The organism is Halorussus caseinilyticus, assembly GCF_029338395.1.
Lineage (GTDB): Archaea > Halobacteriota > Halobacteria > Halobacteriales > Haladaptataceae > Halorussus > Halorussus caseinilyticus.
The window spans coordinates 2914754-2930935 of the sequence record NZ_CP119809.1; the positions used below are offsets into that span (position 1 = coordinate 2914754).

General features: G+C 64.4%; 15 protein-coding genes, 1 tRNA gene and 1 pseudogene. 7 read left to right on the forward strand and 10 right to left on the reverse strand.

The window, feature by feature from the left end; genetic code table 11:
- Positions 1-4 precede the first annotated feature (4 nt).
- From lysW to P2T60_RS14795, 4 genes and pseudogenes are all read right to left on the reverse strand, one after another.
- Positions 5-163, reverse strand: a pseudogene (gene lysW / locus P2T60_RS14780) (lysine biosynthesis protein LysW); the annotation flags it as partial.
- A 171-nt stretch (positions 164-334) separates the two neighbouring features.
- Positions 335-1834, reverse strand: coding sequence for an argininosuccinate lyase (gene argH / locus P2T60_RS14785; RefSeq protein ID WP_276280011.1), 1500 nt, complete (start codon positions 1832-1834; stop codon positions 335-337).
- Positions 1835-3085, reverse strand: coding sequence for an argininosuccinate synthase (locus tag P2T60_RS14790; RefSeq protein ID WP_276280012.1), 1251 nt, complete (start codon positions 3083-3085; stop codon positions 1835-1837).
- Positions 3086-3393: 308 nt separating this feature from the next.
- Positions 3394-4962, reverse strand: a complete 1569-nt coding sequence (locus tag P2T60_RS14795) for a sensor histidine kinase (RefSeq protein ID WP_276280013.1) — start codon at positions 4960-4962, stop codon at positions 3394-3396.
- Between the two features lie 103 nt (positions 4963-5065).
- On the opposite strand from P2T60_RS14795, the gene P2T60_RS14800 reads away from it, so the two are divergent.
- The gene (locus tag P2T60_RS14800) at positions 5066-5572 is read left to right on the forward strand and encodes a 2'-5' RNA ligase family protein (RefSeq protein WP_276280014.1); all 507 of its coding nucleotides are present in this window, start codon (positions 5066-5068) and stop codon (positions 5570-5572) included.
- 420 nt (positions 5573-5992) lie between these two features.
- On the opposite strand, the gene P2T60_RS14805 is transcribed toward P2T60_RS14800, so the two are convergent.
- Positions 5993-8188: an ATP-dependent DNA helicase gene (locus P2T60_RS14805; protein ID WP_276280015.1), complete on the reverse strand. Its 2196-nt coding sequence runs from the start codon at positions 8186-8188 to the stop codon at positions 5993-5995.
- A 63-nt stretch (positions 8189-8251) separates the two neighbouring features.
- Positions 8252-8530 carry a hypothetical protein gene (locus tag P2T60_RS14810; RefSeq protein WP_276280016.1) on the reverse strand — a complete coding sequence of 93 codons (279 nt, stop codon included), beginning with the start codon at positions 8528-8530 and terminating at the stop codon, positions 8252-8254.
- 114 nt (positions 8531-8644) lie between these two features.
- Here P2T60_RS14810 and P2T60_RS14815 point away from each other — a divergent pair, with 114 nt between their 5' ends.
- Positions 8645-8992: a winged helix-turn-helix domain-containing protein gene (locus tag P2T60_RS14815; protein ID WP_276280017.1), complete on the forward strand. Its 348-nt coding sequence runs from the start codon at positions 8645-8647 to the stop codon at positions 8990-8992.
- On the opposite strand, the gene P2T60_RS14820 is transcribed toward P2T60_RS14815, so the two are convergent.
- Positions 8993-9967, reverse strand: a complete 975-nt coding sequence (locus tag P2T60_RS14820; protein WP_276280018.1) for a cation diffusion facilitator family transporter — start codon at positions 9965-9967, stop codon at positions 8993-8995.
- An 81-nt stretch (positions 9968-10048) separates the two neighbouring features.
- Here P2T60_RS14820 and P2T60_RS14825 point away from each other — a divergent pair, with 81 nt between their 5' ends.
- Positions 10049-10564, forward strand: a complete 516-nt coding sequence (locus tag P2T60_RS14825; RefSeq protein ID WP_276282217.1) for a metallophosphoesterase — start codon at positions 10049-10051, stop codon at positions 10562-10564.
- 184 nt (positions 10565-10748) lie between these two features.
- Here the strand turns inward: P2T60_RS14825 and P2T60_RS14830 are convergent, their stop codons facing one another.
- Positions 10749-11393, reverse strand: coding sequence for an ArsR/SmtB family transcription factor (locus P2T60_RS14830; protein WP_276280019.1), 645 nt, complete (start codon positions 11391-11393; stop codon positions 10749-10751).
- 92 nt (positions 11394-11485) lie between these two features.
- On the opposite strand from P2T60_RS14830, the gene P2T60_RS14835 reads away from it, so the two are divergent.
- Positions 11486-11620: a DUF7859 family protein gene (locus tag P2T60_RS14835; protein ID WP_276280020.1), complete on the forward strand. Its 135-nt coding sequence runs from the start codon at positions 11486-11488 to the stop codon at positions 11618-11620.
- Between the two features lie 10 nt (positions 11621-11630).
- Here the strand turns inward: P2T60_RS14835 and P2T60_RS14840 are convergent, their stop codons facing one another.
- Positions 11631-12653, reverse strand: a complete 1023-nt coding sequence (locus P2T60_RS14840; RefSeq protein ID WP_276280021.1) for a threonine aldolase family protein — start codon at positions 12651-12653, stop codon at positions 11631-11633.
- Between the two features lie 126 nt (positions 12654-12779).
- On the opposite strand from P2T60_RS14840, the gene P2T60_RS14845 reads away from it, so the two are divergent.
- A complete protein-coding gene (locus P2T60_RS14845) occupies positions 12780-13874 on the forward strand; it encodes an aminopeptidase (RefSeq protein ID WP_276280022.1) in 1095 nt (364 codons plus the stop codon).
- Between the two features lie 805 nt (positions 13875-14679).
- On the opposite strand, the gene P2T60_RS14850 is transcribed toward P2T60_RS14845, so the two are convergent.
- Positions 14680-14785, reverse strand: a tRNA-Arg gene (locus tag P2T60_RS14850).
- 278 nt (positions 14786-15063) lie between these two features.
- On the opposite strand from P2T60_RS14850, the gene P2T60_RS14855 reads away from it, so the two are divergent.
- Together P2T60_RS14855 and P2T60_RS14860 are read left to right on the forward strand one after the other, a co-directional pair.
- A complete protein-coding gene (locus P2T60_RS14855; RefSeq protein WP_276280023.1) occupies positions 15064-15642 on the forward strand; it encodes an AAA family ATPase in 579 nt (192 codons plus the stop codon).
- Positions 15639-16058 carry an RNA-binding domain-containing protein gene (locus P2T60_RS14860; protein WP_276280024.1) on the forward strand — a complete coding sequence of 140 codons (420 nt, stop codon included), beginning with the start codon at positions 15639-15641 and terminating at the stop codon, positions 16056-16058. Before P2T60_RS14855 ends, P2T60_RS14860 begins: the two co-directional genes overlap by 4 nt.
- Positions 16059-16182 lie beyond the last annotated feature (124 nt).

Sequence of the window (16182 nt, forward strand, 5' to 3'; positions counted from 1 at the left end):
CTCCCCCCCAGTCCTCTTCGAGCTCCGGGGCTCGGTCGAGGACTGGCGGGTTTCGCTCGACGACTTCCAGTTCCGCGCCGCAGGTCGTGCAATCGACGATTTCTCCTACTTCCGCATTGTCGTGCAGGGTTACGTCCGCCCCGCACTCGACGCATTCGGTCATAGCAGTTCTTCGTACACCGGTATACTACTTAAAACCATCGAACGTGACAACTATTTTTCATTGCGCAAAGTTGCCTCTAAGAGTCTGAGAAGGCAAATACCGCGTCAAGTCGAAGTCGTTACCAACCTTCGAGAGTATATAAATGCAGTCCCGAGAGGGACCGGCGGTCGGTCAGGCATGCCGACTCACCTCCCGCCGGAGTTTCGCGTCGGCGTCGGCCAGCGACTCGCGGGCGTCGGCCAGCGCCGCCTCGTCGTCCGCGACGGACGACTCGGCGCTCACCAGTCCCGCGGCCACCGCGTCGGGCGCGGGACCGCCGGGCGAGTCGCGCGACGCTACGCTCTCTTCGGGGTCGAGCGCGGCCGCGACCGCTTCGCGCTCGACGTAGGCGTCGAGCGCGTCGCCCAGAATCTCCTCGGCCGCCGCGTCGAGCGCGTCCAGATAAGCCTCTTTCACGTTGCTTTGAGCAATACTTTCGTTTGCTTCAGCAACTTTTTCACTGCTTTCGGCGACCATCTCGTGGGCCTTCCGGAAGGGGACGCCCGCCATCGCCAGCAGGTCGGCGACCCCGGTCGCGGTCGAGAAGCCTTCTCCGGCGGCGTTCGCCAGCGCCTCGTCGTCCCACGTCGCGGTCGCCGCGGCACCCGCGGCGACCGCGACCGCCTCGGAGACGGCATCGACGGTCTCCCACGCGTGGGGCGTGGCGTTCTGGAGGTCGCGGTTGTACGCGCGGGGCAGGCCCTTCAGCGTGGTGAGCAGGCCGTTCAGCCCCGACGCGGCGTCCCCGGCGGTCGCGCGAACGAGTTCGAGCGTGTCGGGGTTCTTCTTCTGGGGCATGATGGACGACGTGGACGAGTAGTCGTCGGACAGTTCCACCAGCCCCTTGTTCGAGAACACCACGAGGTCCTCGGCGAGGCCCGAGACCGTGGTCGCCAGATTTGCGAGCGCGGCGACCACCTCCACGAGGAAGTCGCGGGTCGAAACCGCATCCATCGAGTTCGCCACGAGACCGTCGAACCCGAGCAGTTCCGCGGTGCGCTCCCGATTCACGTCGAAGGGCGTGCCCGCGAACGCCGCCGACCCGAGCGGCGAACGATTCACCCGCGCGTAGGCGTCGAACAACCGGGCCGTGTCGCGGGCGACCGCCCGCTCGTAGGACAGCAGGTAGTGGCCCACGGTGGTCGGTTGCGCGGGTTGGAGGTGGGTGTATCCGGGCATCACGGTCTCGGCGTGGTCGTCGGCGACCTCCGCGAGCGATTGGCGGAGACCGAGGGTCGCCTCTATCGCGTCCAGCACGTCCTCGCGCAGGCGGTACCGGATGCAGGTCGCCACCTCGTCGTTGCGCGACCGGGCGGTGTGCATCTTCCCGCCCACGTCGCCCGCGTGACCGACGACGGCGGTCTCGATTGCGGCGTGTACGTCCTCGCCGTCGGGCAGGGCCGAGAAGCCCGCGGCCTCCACCTCGTCCAGCGCCGAGAGAATCGCGGCGGCCTCGTCGCCGTCCACGATTCCCTGCTCGGCCAGCATCACGACGTGGGCGCGGTCCACCGCGAGGTCGGCTTCGAAGATGCGCTCGTCGTCGTCCATCGAGGAGAGGAACCCGCGGGCGGGGCCGCCGCTGAAGCGGTCCCGGCGAACCACGTCGCTCGCGGGATTACTCTCCTCAGTCATCTACTCGTCCTCCGTCTCCTCGCCGCTTCCGTCGGCCAGCAGTTCTGCCTTCTTCGCTTCGGCGTCCGCGGCGACGGCGTTGGCGAGTCTCGACTGGAAGCCGTGGTACTTCGCCACGCCGGTCGCGTCGGACTGAGCGATGCCGTCAACGGACTCGGTGTTGAACGAGGCGGCCGACTCGGAGTAGACCGCGTACTCGCTCTCGCGGCCGACCGGACGGGCCTGCCCGCCCTCGAACTTGACGGTGACGGTGCCCGTGACTTTCTCCTGTGTGGTGTCCACGAACCCGTCGAGGGCGTCCACGAGCGGCGCGGACAGGAGACCCTCGTAGGCTTTCTCGGCCCACTGCTGGTCGACCTGCTTCTTGAACGCGCGTTCTTCCTCGGTCAGGACGAGACCTTCGAGTGCTTCGTGGGCGTTCAGGAGGGTCGTCGCGGCGGGATGCTCGTAGTTCTCGCGGACCTTCAGGCCGAGCATGCGGTCTTCCATCATGTCGGTACGCCCGACGCCGTGACTCCCCGCGAGGTCGTTAAGATACTCGACGAGTTGGACCGAGGGCATCTCTTCGCCGTCGATTGCGACCGGCTTACCGTCCTCGAAGGTGATTTCGACGGTCTCGATTTCCTTCTCGCCGGGCGTCTCGGTCCACTCGTAGATGTCTTCGGGCGGGACGTAGCCGGGGTCTTCGAGGTTCGCACCTTCGACCGAGCGACTCCAGAGGTTGGTGTCGATGGACCAGTCTCCCTCGTTACCGCCCTCGACGGGCAGGTCCTTCTCGTCGGCGTACTCCATCTCCCACTCGCGGGTCAGACCGAGTTCGCGGACCGGCGCGATGACCTCCAACTCCGAGTCGCGCCAGACCGCCTCGAAGCGCAGTTGGTCGTTACCCTTCCCGGTGCAACCGTGGGCGATTGCCGCGCAGTCGTTCTCCTCGGCGACTTCGAGGATTGCCTCGGCGATGACCGGACGTGCGAGTGCCGTTCCGAGCGGGTAGCCCTGATACGTCGCGTTGGCCTTCACCGCGTCGAGGCACTGGTCGGCGAACGCGTCTTTCGCGTCCACGACGTAGTGGTCTAAGTCGAGTGCTTGTGCGGTCTCTTCGGCCTCGTCGAACTCTTCGGCGGGTTGACCAACGTCTACCGTGACGCCGATTACCTCGTCGCAGTCGTACTCCTCTTCGAGTAGCGGTACGCATACTGTGGTGTCGAGTCCGCCCGAGAAGGCGAGCGCGACGGTCTTGTTGTCTGTCATTGTGGATGTAGTGTGTCTGGGGGTGGTTCGCAGGCGATACGACTGGCGTCGTCAGCGACGAAATCGGTGAAATCGTGGAAGTAGGATAGGGTGGGGTCTAAGGAGACCCCGGTCGTCGTCGTCGGGCGAGAACGAGGGTGGACTCACGGCTCTCGGGGGCGGCGAGCGACCCCTGACCGCGAGTCCGTGTCATCGACTACTCCTTGAACGGCGAGGGTTTTAAACTCTTTCGGGGTGGCAACGTTTGCAGTCAAAGGCGGAACAACTCTGTCCCGAAAATAAGTAGCCGCGCGACCCGGCCAGCCGACTTACTTCGACCCGAATCGGACCTCGAAGCGCGCGCCGTCGTCGCCGCTCTCGCCGACCGAGACGGTCCAGTCGTGGGCGTCGGCGATTCGCCGGACGATTGCGAGACCCAATCCGGTCCCGTCGTCGGCCGTCGAGTAGCCGTGTTCGAAGACCGTCTCGCGCCGGTCCTCGGGGACGCCCGGCCCGTCGTCCGCGACGTAGAAGCCCTCGCCGCCGTCGAGTGGTCCGACCCGAATCGTCACCGCCTCGCCGCCGTGTTCGACCGCGTTGCGAAAGAGGTTCTCCAGCAACTGCTTGAGGCGTTCGCGGTCGGCTCTCACCGTCAGGTCGCCGTCCATCCGGCAAGTGCCGTCGTCCGCTTCGACGTTCTCCCACGCCTCGGCGACGACTGCCGACAGGTCGTTGCGGGTCACGCGGTCCAGTGCGTCTCCTTGCCGGGCCAACATCAATAGGTTCTGAATCAACTGCTCCATCCGGTCGTGGGCGCACCGGACCTGCTCGAAGTCCTCTTCGTCGCCGGTGTCCTCGGCCATGCTCAGGTAGATTCTGGCGACGTTCAGGGGATTTCGCAGGTCGTGGCTGACCACGCTGGCGAACTCCTCGAGGCGGCGGTTCTGCTCGCGGAGCGCACGCTCGTCGGCGCGTTGCTCGTACTCGTAGCGCAACCACTGGGAGATGAGTTCGACGTATATCTTCTCGTTCTCGGAGAATGCCCGACTTCTGGGGTCCCGGTCGGCGAAACAGAGCGTGCCGTAGAGCGCGTCGTTCACGAATATCTTCGCGCCGACGTAACACCCGAGACCGTACGTCTCGTAGGCCGGGTCGTCTATCCACCCCTCCGACTCGGCGTCCTCGACGCTCAGCAGTCCCTCGTCCTCGATAGTCTTCCGGCAGTAGGTATTCACCAGCGGCGCGGTCTGGCCGGGTTGGAGCAGTTCGTGGGACCCGACCGCGTCCACGATTTCGAAGGTGTCGCCTTCGATGTGTGAGACGAATCCCACGTCCACGTCGAGACGCTCCCGGCCGAGTTCGAGAAGTCGGCGGCGCTTCTGCTCGTAGGAGAGTTCGGTGTTCGACGCGGTTCGGTAGAGTTTCCGCAGATACGTCTCGTTCTCTCGGAGTTCGGTGGCGATGCGCGCGTAGTCGTCGTCGCCGCCCTCTCGGGTGACGAGGGTGCCGACCAGTCCGTCGGCGGTCCGGCGCACGACGGCGCTCTCGACGCGCGTGACGAGGAGGGCGCGCTGGTCGCGGTCGGCCCGGCGTTCGAGGTAGTCGGTCGCACCGCGTGCCAGCGCTTCGCTGGCGTCGTCGTCGCCCTCACCGGCGACGAACACGTAGGGGAGGTCGGTCCAGCGCTCTCGAACCGCGTCGAGAAGTCCGAGTCCGTCGGCCACGTCGCCGACCACGCAGTCGAACGTCGCCGAGTCCAAGCGGTCGAGTGCGCTCGCGGCGTCGTCTACGCGCGCCACGGTGAGCGCGTCTTCGCCGCCGACGTACTCGGCGAAGTCGGCGGTTCCGGGTCTGTCGCCGACGTACAGTACACGGACTGCTTCCCCGGATGTCTCCATTCCTTCTCTATCTCGGTCCGCAATCAAATAAGTGTAGCAGTCGCCCGACGCCGGTCTCGCCCGACCGTCATCCTCTTGTGTCGCGCCGACCGACTCTCCGGCAGTGTACAGCCTCAACGTCCCGGTTCCCGGTGAAGTCGCTCGACTCGCCGAGGACCTGCGGCCCGCGCTCCTCGGCTTCGAGACGATTCGGGAGCGCCACACCCTCCTCTGCAAGCGCCTCGGGGACGCGCCCGCGGGCGGAACCGCGCGCCTCCGCGAGCAGGTCCGCACGGCGCTCGCGGGCGCACCGGCCTTCGAGGTCCGCGTCTCGGGTCTCGGTTCGTTCGAGCGACCACCGGTCGGCGCGGGACCGGTGGTCTACCTCGCCGTCGAGAGTCCGGGTCTCCGGCGGGTTCACGACCGACTCGTCGGCGATTTCTCGGCCGTCGAGTCGTTCGAGGGCGACGACTACGTGCCCCACGTCACGCTGGCCCGCGGCGGCGACGTGGAGACGGCCCGTCAGTTCATCGAGCGCGACATCGAGTCGGTGACGTGGACCGTGAACCGACTCGCGCTCTGGGACGCGACCTACGAGGAGGAAGTCGCGTCGTTCTCGCTCCCGGCGTAAAGGTTGGCGGCGCAAGACGTATTTGACTTCGTTAGAGAAACATTTTTCTTTCTTAGAGAAAGATTTTATGGTGTTAAGGACGCGCGAACGTTTCCATACTTCTATACCTCGTCCTTCCAGTCGGCGCGCGCTGGCGCGGCGCTCGTGCGCCGCGCCAACCCGCGCGAGGGACGAGGCTTGCGAGACGCTTCGCGTCTCGCTGATTTGCGAGCGTCGTTCGCAAACATCGAGCGAACAGAGTGAGCGAGACGCGCAGTCGGTTGGGGAGGACGTGGCCCGCGGTTGCGGTGCTGTGCGGTTTGCGGTATGATTGGTTCAAGCCTGAAGCTAGCTCTCCGGTTCTTCCCGTTCTCCCTACTCCGGACCTTCAGCTCGTCCGCTTCTCGCTTCCAGCACGAACAGACGACAACTACGAACGCCTCACGGCGTCGGCGGCGCGCCGTCCCACGCGTCCTTGTCGCCGTAGAAGTTCAGCATCGCAAACTTCAGTTTCTCGGCCTGCACGTCCAGCATCTCGGTGCGCTCCTCGGGCGGAAACGTCTCGCGGACGCTGTACTTGCCCATCTCCCGACGACCCGCCTCGGTGTAGCGTTTGTCCACCAGCACGCGGACGCCGAAGTCGTCGGGCGACCGAATCACTCGGCCGAGCGCCTGTCTCGTCTTGCGAATCGTCGGAATCTCGACGGCGTACTCCCATCCGGAGTCGCGGCCCGAGCGGTCGGCGAAGGTCCGGTCGTAGGCCTCTTGAACGGCCTCCATCCGGTCGTCGAGGTGCGGGTAGGGGACGCCGACCACGACGACGGTCCGGGCCTCGTCGCCGTCGAAACTGACGCCCTCCGCCAGCGTCCCCCACAGCGAGGTGAACAGCGCGGCGTCGTCGTCCGCGACGAATCGCTGGCGGAGGTCCTCGACGGAGGTACCGGGTTCGTCCATCAGGAGCGTCGTTCCCGCACTACCGTCCCCGAACTCCCGCGAGAGGCGGTCGTAGTAGCGTTCGGCCTCGGCGTAACTCGGGAAGAACAGGAGGGCGTTGCCCGCCGTGAACTCTACAGCGTCCCGGAGGACGCCCGCGATGGCTTCTTGGGTATCGGGGTCGTTGCGCTCGCTGGAAAACAGCGCGGGCGTCTCCACCGCGAACGTCCGGCGGTTCTCCTCGGGGAACTGGAGACCGTAGGCGATTTCCACCGGGTCGTCCAGCCCCAACACGTCCGAAATCACGTCGAACGGCCGGAGGGTCGCGCTCATCAGCACCGTGGCGTACACCTCGCCGAAGAGGTCTTCCGTGACCTCCCGCGGGATGCAGGTGTAGAGTTCCGCCCGGCCGTACACCTCCTCGGTCGCCTCGTCGCGACGGACCGACACCACGGGGTACTGACCTAACTCCGCGCTCTCGTCCATGAACGACTGGATGAACGTCGCCGCTTGCAGGGTCTGGCACTCTTGGCGCGTCGTGGACTCGCCGTTCTTGTAGGCCTCCTCGTACTCCTCGTCCAAGTCCCGGCCGAGGTGGACCGCGAGTTCCAACTCGGTGTCGATGCCCTTGCCGGTGTACTGCTGGAGGAAGTTGAGCGTCAGGTCGTCGCGCTTGTCGTCGTTCGAGATAGCCACGTCCTCCCAGTTGTCGCCGACCTGTTCCCGGTCGCCGAACCCGAAGGCGTCCTCGTAGGTCTCTTCGAGCGCCGCCCGGAACGCCGAGACGACGTTGTAAGCGGGTTCGGCCCGCGCGTCGTCGGAGTCCTGCAACTCGTCGAGCGCGGAGTCGAGGGTGTTTTCGGTCAGCGTCCGAGTCGCGTGTTCGCGGGCGGTGTCTTCGATGTTGTGGGCCTCGTCGAAGATGGCGATTACGTCCTCTGGGTCCCGGTCTAGCCACCGGAAGAACTGCTCGCGTATCATCGGGTCGAGCAGGTGATGGTAGTTGCACACCACCAAGTCCACGCCTTCCATCCCGTCTTTCAGGAGTTCGTAGCCACAGAGTTTCTGCTGTTCGGCGAACTCGTAGATGTCGTCGGGCGTGCGCACGTCGTCGTAGAGCCACGAGTAGAACTCGTCGTTGTCGCCGACGAGATTGTTGTAGTAGTACTCGCAGGTGTTCTGCTCCTCCAGACTCTCGACGCGCTCTTGGACCGACTGGAGTTCGTCCATGACGGCGCTCCGGGCGTCGGCGGCGCGCTCGTCGCCCTCCTGACTCGCTTCGAGCAGTTCCTCTTGGCGGTCCTCCAACTCTTCGAGGTCGCTCTCGGCGTCCACGACTTCGTAGGTGTTGTCCCGCAGAACCTGACACTCCTCGAAGCCCACGTCGATGTGACACATCGACCCCTTCCCCCGGAAGACCACGGCGCGAATCGGCTCTTCTTTCGTTATGGCCCGCGCGTCCGCCACGAATTGGCGCATCTGCTGGTGGACGTTGGTCGTGATGACCACCGTCTTGTCCTCCTCGCGGGCGTACTCCAGCGCGGGCACGAGCGACGAGAGGGTCTTGCCCGTCCCGCAGGCCCCCTCGAACAGCACGTCCTGCCCGCGGGCGAAGGCGTTGTAGATGCGGTCCATCGCCTCCTGCTGGTTGTCGTACGGCGCTTCGTAGGGAAAGAACCGCATGTACCCGTTCGTCTCTGCCACGGCAGGGGTTTGCTCGGCTTGACGTTTAAACTCTCGCTTGCGAGTGGAAGTGTCAAGGGAGGATTAACCGAATCCGAACGGAACGTTGCCGTCGTTCGACTTCAGGAACTCCACTGCGTCCTCCTTACTCGTCAGTCGAATGTTGTCTCGACTGCCGCCGTAGCCCTCGATTGGGCTTTCAGGCTCACGAATCATCTCCCGAACGAGTTCCTTTCCTCGGCCCTGTTCGTGACTCGGGAGATACCGATTGACTGCGGTGTCAACTCGAATTTTGTGACTTCCGATGACCCTGTTGCGGAGGAGTTTTTCCACGATACGATTCTGGATATGCTTGTCTGTCATTTTCGCATATCGTCACAATCGACTCATCACCGATATTTAGTTGTGTTGTTTTGAAGCTACGAAGAAGTATTTTTAGGAAAACGCTTATGTAGGGTATGGGTTGAACCAATACCTATGACTGCGCTCGCACACACCGATGGTGGTGAAACCGATTCCTACGCCGACGACAGTCCCTTCGTCCACCTCTTCGGCCAACCGGCCCGGACCAAGATTCTGGCCGCGTTCGTGAGCGAACGCGGCCGCGACCTGAACGTGAGTTACGTCGCCGAACTTGCAGGAATCGCCAGAAGTACGGTCTACGACCATCTCGGCGACTTGCAGGACCTCGGCGTCATCGAACACACCCGCGACGTTGGCGGAAGTCCGATGTACCAACTAAACGAGGATAGCGAGATTGCGGAAGAACTCGTCCGATTGGAGGGCGTCACCCTTTCCCGACTCTTCGAGATGGACGACGAGTAGCTACCCCGCCGCCTCGCCCCGCCGACTCTGCCGCCCCTTCTCGGGTTCGATGTACACCTTGAACACGCTCTCGTTGGCTTCTATCAGCGCGTCCTCCAACTCGGTAATCTTCCGGTCCATCTCGGCCGTCGGAATACCCTTCTCGAAGGCGACATCCGCAGTCACCAGCACGTTCTCCGGGCCGAAGATGACCGTCCGGAAGTCCACGATTCGGACCACGCCGTCCCACTCCTCGATGATGCGCCGGAGTTCCTGCTCCTCGGACTTCGGGAGACTCTCGCCGATGAGCAGGCGCTTGTTCTCCCACGCCAGCGCGACGGCGAAGCCCATCAGCATGAGACCGATTAGCAGGGCCGACACCGCGTCGTAGATGGGGTTGCCGGTGAACCGCGACACGAAGACGCCGAAGAGCGCTAACCCCGCCCCGGCCATGGCGATGGTGTCCTCGGTGAACGCGGTCAGCGTCGTCACGTTGCTTGTCTTCTTGAACGCCTCGACCAGTCCGGTCCACTCGTGTTCTTCGATGTCCTTTTTCATCCCGGCGTAGGCCTTCTTCAGCGCGTAGCTCTCGAAGGCAATTGCACCGAGGAGGACGCCGTAGTTGACCCAGACCGCCGGGAAGGTGGCTCCGAGGAGGGTCGCAGACCCCTGTTCGACCGGATGAGGGTGCATGATTGCGTTGTAGCCGTGCTTGGCGCTCTCCCACCCCGCGATGCCGAACAGCAGGACGCTGACCAGAAAGCTGTAGAAGAACTCGGCTTTCCCGTAGCCGAATGGGTGGCCGCGGCTCGCGTCCCGGCCGCTGTACCGGAGACCGATGAGCAGGAACACCTGATTGCCGGTGTCGGACACGGAGTGATACGTCTCCGAGAGCATCGCCGCGCTCCCGGTCAGCAGGAATCCGACGAACTTCAGCACCGCGATTGCGCCATTAGCGATGAGCGCGGCGATAACGACCGATTTGCTTTCCGCCATTGACCTACCCTTCTCGGCCACCGGATAAGAAAGTGCTTGCAAGCGGAACGCTCACGAACCCGGCGTCCCTACGCCGAAGCGATGATAACCGTCCTCTCGGACACGCACAGTCGGTCGGGCCACGAACTGACGGGGCGAGCGAGAGAAGCCGTCAAGGAGGCCGAAGTCGTCGTCCACGCCGGGGACTTCACCAACGAGACGGTCCTCGACGCCTTCGAGTCGGTCGCTGACCGACTCGAAGGCGTCTACGGCAACAACGCGACTCCCGGAGTCCGCGACCGACTCCCGCCCGAGCGAACCTTCGAAGTCGAAGGCGTCCGGTTCGTCCTGACCCACGGCGACGACCGGAGCGCGACCGGTCTCTCGCTTCTGGGTCGCCAGCAGGCCGCCGACGTGGTGGTGTTCGGCCACTCCCACCGCCACGCGGCCAGCGCGGGCGACGACGTTCTCCTGCTCAATCCCGGCAGTCACGCTCAGCCTCGCGGCGGCGTCCCGACCCACGCGGAACTCCGGCCGGTCGAAGGTGACGGGCCGACGCTCGCGGGCGAGATTCGCCACCGCGACGGGTCGGTCCTCGAAACGTTCGAAGTCGCGTGACGAGCGTCCGAAGAAACAGAACTGCGGTCTCGCCCCGAGGCGAGAACGGAGTACGACGGTGGTGGAGGGCCGAAGCGGGGCGGTACACTACTGCCTACGTTCGACTATCTCAAATAGTTCCCGTAAGCTCAAAAACTCGTTTTAGTTACCGCCGACGAATCGTCGGTTCCGCCCCGTCAGTCGCTCACGCACTCCGATTCGCGTAGTACCACCACGCGAATCCGAGCGCGAGGACGAGTGCACCGCCCGCGAAGAAGAGGACGCCCGGCGGAATCGCGTTGGCCGCGGCGTCCGTGGTCTGCTGGACCGCATCCGTGGACTGCACCGACATCCCGCCGCCGTCGCCGCGGGTCTCGGCGCTCTCGCCGCCGCCGAACAGCGTCGCGAGTCCGTCGCCGAAGACCTGCTGGACTGCGAGACTCAGGAGACCGAGCGCGCCGAACGCGCCGAGCAACCGGGAGAGCGCGGCCTTGAGTCCGGTCGTCTTCTCCTCGTTCCCGGCGAACACGACCAGCGGTCGGTCGGCGGGCGCGTACACCTTCATCTCGCGGCCCTTCTCGGAGTACACGGTGTCCACGACCTGTATCACGTCGGCGTCTTCGAGGTTGCCGAGGTGGTACTGGGCGTTCTGGAGCGAGGTGTCGATGGTCTCGGCGAGGTCGGAGGGGGTCGCGGGGTCGTCGTGGAGGGCCGCCAGCAACTCTCGGGCCGTCTCCGAGGAGAGTGCCCCGAGAAGGTCGTCGGCGTCGTCGCTATCGACGCCGACGACCCGCGGTTCGGCCGACTGCGGGGCCGTCGCGTCCGACGTGGAGGGCAGGAGGTCAGCCATAAGTTCGCATTGCGACCCTGCTCCCATGAACTTTACCACCATTTCCGGCGGGCGTCGAAACGAATTTGTTGGGTGAACGGCAATGGCGATACATGGCATCAGTGTTCAACGACCCGCTCGTCCTCGGCTTTCTGGCCGTCCTGCTCGGGTTCGTTCTCTTCATGTATCTGTTCATCCGGCGAACAATCACCGGGTTCCGCGAGGGCGTTCAAAACGGCCGACAGTAGTCGGCGTCCGCTACTCGTCGAGAGCGTCGGCGACTCGCTCGGCGGCCGTCTCCACGTCGTCGCGGTCCACGTCCCAGTGCGTGCAGAACCGCGCGACGTGCGTGTCGAACTGGGTACCGCGGACGCCAACGTCCTCGCAGGCGTCTAGGAACTCGTCGGCGAGCAGGTCCGCGCCCTCGGTGTTCACGAGAACGATGTTGGTCTCGGGGTCCTGCACGTCGAGTCCGTCCACGTCCGCGAGTCGCTCGGCCAGCACGCGGGCGTTCTCGTGGTCGTCGGCGAGTCGTTCGACGTTTTCGAGCGCGAGTCGGCCCGGCCCGGCAATCATCCCGGCTTGGCGCATCCCGCCGCCGAACAGTTTCCGGTTGCGCCGAGCGCGGGCGACGAACTCCTCGCTCCCGGCCAACATCGAACCGACCGGCGCACCCAGACCCTTCGAGAGGCAGAACATGACCGAATCGACACTCTCGGTCATTCGGTCGGCGGACACGTCCTGCGCGACGGCGGCGTTGAACACCCGCGCGCCGTCTAAGTGGACCGGAACCCCGAGTTCGCGGGCGGCCTCGGCCGCGGCGTCGATTTTCTCGGGCGCGACGGCGACCCCGCCCTTGCTGTTGTGACTGTTTTCGAGGGTGAGGAGACCGGTCCCGGGCCGGTGGGCGTCTTCCTCGACGTAGCCCTCTCGGACCTGTTCGGGCGTCGGGATTCCGCGCTCGCCGCCGTCGAGCGTCCGAACCTGAAGGCTCGACAACTGGGCGAGACCACCGAGTTCCCACTTGAAGACGTGGCTCTCGCGCTCCACGAGGACTTCCTGACCGCGGTCGGTGTGGGTCCGAACCGCGACCTGATTGCCCATCGTGCCGGTCGGCACGTAGAGAGCGTCCTCCATACCCACGAGGTCGGCGGCCTCGGCCTCCAACTGGTTGACGGTCGGGTCCTCGCCGTACACGTCGTCGCCCACTTCGGCGTCGCGGGCGGCCTCGCGCATCGCGTCGTCGGGTTTCGTCACGGTGTCGCTCCGGAGGTCTATCATGCCCGTTGGTTGTGTGCCGCCCGTGATATACTCCGCGGTGGCGGCGAACCGCCGTGACGCCCGCCGAACGTCGGGACCCCTCGGAATACCGAAAGGCGTTTCCCCTCTTCGGCAACACTTGCGCGTATGGATTCCAGAGTCAGGGACCACGCGGAAATCGTCGTAGACCACTCCACCGAAATCGAACCCGGCGATAACGTCGTCGTCAGCGCCCCGCCCGCGGGCGAAGACCTGACGCTCGCGCTCTGCGAGGTCATCGGAGAGCGCGGCGCGTATCCCCTCCACGTCGCCGGGCGCAAGGACGAGACTCGGACGAAGTTCCTGCGGGCAGTCGCCGCAGACGACATGGACGCCCCCGACCACGAACTCGCGCTGGCGGAGGCGGCCGACGTGTGGATTCACGTCCGCGCCCACGACAACGTTGCCGAACTGAGCGCGATTTCCAGCGAAACGATGTCGGCGTTCCGGAAGGCCCAACTTCCCGTCCGGGAGGAGATTCTCGACACGCGGTGGGTCCTCACCCAGTACCCCTCCCCCGCCGACGCCCAGAACGCCGAGATGGGGACCGACGAGTACGAGGAGTTCGTCTGGTCGGCCATCGGGAAAGACTGGGAGGCCCAGCGAGAACACCAAGAGCAGATGGTCGAAATCCTCGACGCGGGCGAGGAAGTCCACATCGTCTCGGGCGACACCACCGACCTCACGATGAGCATCGAGGGAATGACCACCATCAACGACCACGCGAAGAACAACCTCCCCGGCGGCGAGGTGTTCACCGCGCCGGTCGCCGATTCGGTCGAGGGCGAAGTTCTCTTCGACAAACCGCTCATCCACGAGGGCCACGAGGTCAACGACGGCTACCTCCGATTCGAAGGCGGCGAAGTGGTCGAGTACAGCGCCAGCAAGAACGAGGACGTACTCGGCGAAGTCCTCAACACCGACGAGGGTGCCCGCCGACTCGGTGAACTCGGCATCGGGATGAACCGCGACATCGACCAGTTCACCTACAACATGCTCTTCGACGAGAAGATGGGCGATACGGTCCACCTCGCGGTGGGTCGGGCCTACGAGGAGTGCCTGCCCGAGGGCGAGGAAGGCAACCAGAGCGCGGTCCACGTAGACATGATTGTGGACATGGCCGAAGACTCGTTCATCGAAGTGGATGGCGAAATCGTCCAGCGCAACGGCACGTTCAAGTTCGAGGACGGCTTCGAGGGATAGCGTCCTTTTTGGTCCAGCTTTTTGCGAGGCGACGAGCGAGCCGAGCGAGCGAAGTCGGCGATGGAAAAAGGTGGTCGCAGGACGGCTTCGAGGGATAGCGTCCTTTTTGGTCCAGCTTTTTGCGAGGCGACGAGCGAGCCGAGCGAGCGAAGTCGGCGATGGAAAAAGGTGGTCGCAGGACGGCTTCGAGGGATAGCGTCCTTTTTGGTCCAGCTTTTTGCGAGGCGACGAGCGAGCCGAGCGAGCGAAGTCGGCGATGGATTCGCCGTCGGTTCTAATTTCATTTGGCCGCCGCGCTCGGCACCCCGGCGTTTTCGTCCACTGGGGCCACAAGATTTCTCTATTTACCTTACATTGCAATTTAAGTGTTTGGGCCATTCATCTATCTTCCGTGACCAAAGTACCGTGTCCCGACTGTGGTCGCAGTATCGCAATGCACGAACTCGAAACACGAACCGTTGCCCAGCGCAACGACTTCCAGACGAACTATCGCTGTCCGTTCTGCCGGTCCGACATCAACGATGTCGGCGACCTCTTCTGAGTAGTGGTCGGTCTCTCTATTCTTGGTGACGACGGCGGCCGATTGCCGACGACTCGGTAGCGGGGCGTGAGACGGCCGTGGACTCGAACCGGAATCGCTTGGACGGACGAGTTCGCCGGTCGCGGCAGAATCAGCGGGCACGATGGGATTTGAACCGGACCGAGACGGTCCGGGCGTGCGGCCTCCGGCCGTTCCGGGCGTGCGACTCGCAGGGTTCAAATCCCCTTTCGCGCCGGTTCGCTCCTCACTCCGTTCGTCGCTGTACGGGCACGATGGGATTTGAACCCACGACCGTCGGATGTCTTCCCCAATCGGCCGAGACCGACCGGGATAGAAGTCCGACGCTCTTTCCAGACTGAGCTACGTGCCCTCGTCCGTTCGTATACCGCCCGGTGGCAAAAGAAGTTAGGATTCGGTGTCGCCCGTCACGCCGCGTATGCTCGTTCGGGCAACCTCGACGGGAGAAATATTCACAATTCCTAAAGAGTGTTTATCAATTGTAAAGGAAATAGAAAGCTGTCTCTCCCGTAGAATCCTCCGGCGAGCGCCCGTGAATCTCCGACCGGCGGCGTCGGCGCGCGCCGGAAGCGCGCGCCTCGCACACCCGGAACACAGCGTTTATGCACGACTCACCACTACTTTTCGCCAATGAGAGTCATCGGAACCGTGGGCTTGCCGGGGAGCGGAAAGGGCGAGGCCGCCGCCGTCGCCGAGGAACTCGGTATTCCTGTCGTGACGATGGGTGACGTGATTCGCCGGGAGTGTCGTGACCGGGGTCTCGACCCGGCCGAACACCACGGAGAGATTGCCGCCGCGCTTCGGGAGGAGAACGGTCCCGACGCCATCGCTCAGCGGTCGCTCCCCGTCATCGAGGGGGCGCTGGAAGCGAGCGATACCGTCCTCGTGGACGGCATCCGCGCGGGCGTCGAAGTCGAGCGATTCGAAGAGGCGTTCGGCGAGTCGTTCACGCTGGTCAGCATCGAAGCGCCGTTCGAGGTTCGGGCCGAACGCGTCGAGGCGCGGGGTCGAGACGCCACCGACGACGGCGAGTCACTCCGCGAGCGAGACGAGCGCGAACGCGGGTTCGGGATGGGCGAAGCCATCGCGCGCGCCGACGTTCGCATCGACAACACCGCAACGCTGGAGGCGTTTCACGAGAAGATTCGCGCCCTGTTCGAGGAGGGCGTCGCAGGACTCGAACGCGAACAGACCGCCCGAGAAGCATGATATACAGCATCGACGTGCAGGTGACTGCACCCGTCGCGGACACCGAAATCGCGGATAGAGTCGCTACCGCCATCACGAACGTCTTCCCCGGTGCGGAGACCGACGAGCGACACGGCGAAGTCGTCGCGGAGGCCCACTCCCTCGACCACTTCTCGGAACTGCTCCACCGCCGAGAGATACTCGACACCGCTCGCGGGGAGTTCTTCAAGAATCGCCGCGGAGACACCTTCTCGTTCGACCTGAAAAAGCAAGCCGCCTTCGAGGGCGTCGTCAACTTCGCCGTCGGCAATCCCGACGAACTCGGAGACATCCACGTCCGGGTTCGCGTCGAGCAACCGAGCGTCGAGGAGTTCGTGGACCACGTTGCCCCGCCGACCGAGGAAGGCGAACCTATCACTCAGGATGACTTCGAGTAGAGCCGACGTATTCGCGTTCGTCTAGAGTATCTGTTTTTTCCTGTCGCGTACGACGGGTCGAACCTCCTCGTACCAGTTTCGGACTTAACGTCGGCGAAACTCCCGTTCTGTCGGTTCGACCGTC

Excerpts from the sequence above, each read along its gene's own strand:
- P2T60_RS14825 (WP_276282217.1), top strand. The coding sequence starts at position 10,049 with ATGATAACCGTCCTCTCGGACACGCACAGTCGGTCGGGCCACGAACTG.
- P2T60_RS14795 (WP_276280013.1), bottom strand. The coding sequence starts at position 4,962 with ATGGAGACATCCGGGGAAGCAGTCCGTGTACTGTACGTCGGCGACAGA.
- P2T60_RS14855 (WP_276280023.1), top strand. The coding sequence starts at position 15,064 with ATGAGAGTCATCGGAACCGTGGGCTTGCCGGGGAGCGGAAAGGGCGAG.
- P2T60_RS14840 (WP_276280021.1), bottom strand. The coding sequence starts at position 12,653 with ATGATAGACCTCCGGAGCGACACCGTGACGAAACCCGACGACGCGATG.
- P2T60_RS14845 (WP_276280022.1), top strand. The coding sequence starts at position 12,780 with ATGGATTCCAGAGTCAGGGACCACGCGGAAATCGTCGTAGACCACTCC.
- P2T60_RS14810 (WP_276280016.1), bottom strand. The coding sequence starts at position 8,530 with ATGACAGACAAGCATATCCAGAATCGTATCGTGGAAAAACTCCTCCGC.
- P2T60_RS14860 (WP_276280024.1), top strand. The coding sequence starts at position 15,639 with ATGATATACAGCATCGACGTGCAGGTGACTGCACCCGTCGCGGACACC.
- P2T60_RS14835 (WP_276280020.1), top strand. The coding sequence starts at position 11,486 with ATGGCATCAGTGTTCAACGACCCGCTCGTCCTCGGCTTTCTGGCCGTC.
- argH (WP_276280011.1), bottom strand. The coding sequence starts at position 1,834 with ATGACTGAGGAGAGTAATCCCGCGAGCGACGTGGTTCGCCGGGACCGC.
- P2T60_RS14815 (WP_276280017.1), top strand. The coding sequence starts at position 8,645 with ATGACTGCGCTCGCACACACCGATGGTGGTGAAACCGATTCCTACGCC.
- P2T60_RS14830 (WP_276280019.1), bottom strand. The coding sequence starts at position 11,393 with ATGGCTGACCTCCTGCCCTCCACGTCGGACGCGACGGCCCCGCAGTCG.
- P2T60_RS14790 (WP_276280012.1), bottom strand. The coding sequence starts at position 3,085 with ATGACAGACAACAAGACCGTCGCGCTCGCCTTCTCGGGCGGACTCGAC.
- P2T60_RS14820 (WP_276280018.1), bottom strand. The coding sequence starts at position 9,967 with ATGGCGGAAAGCAAATCGGTCGTTATCGCCGCGCTCATCGCTAATGGC.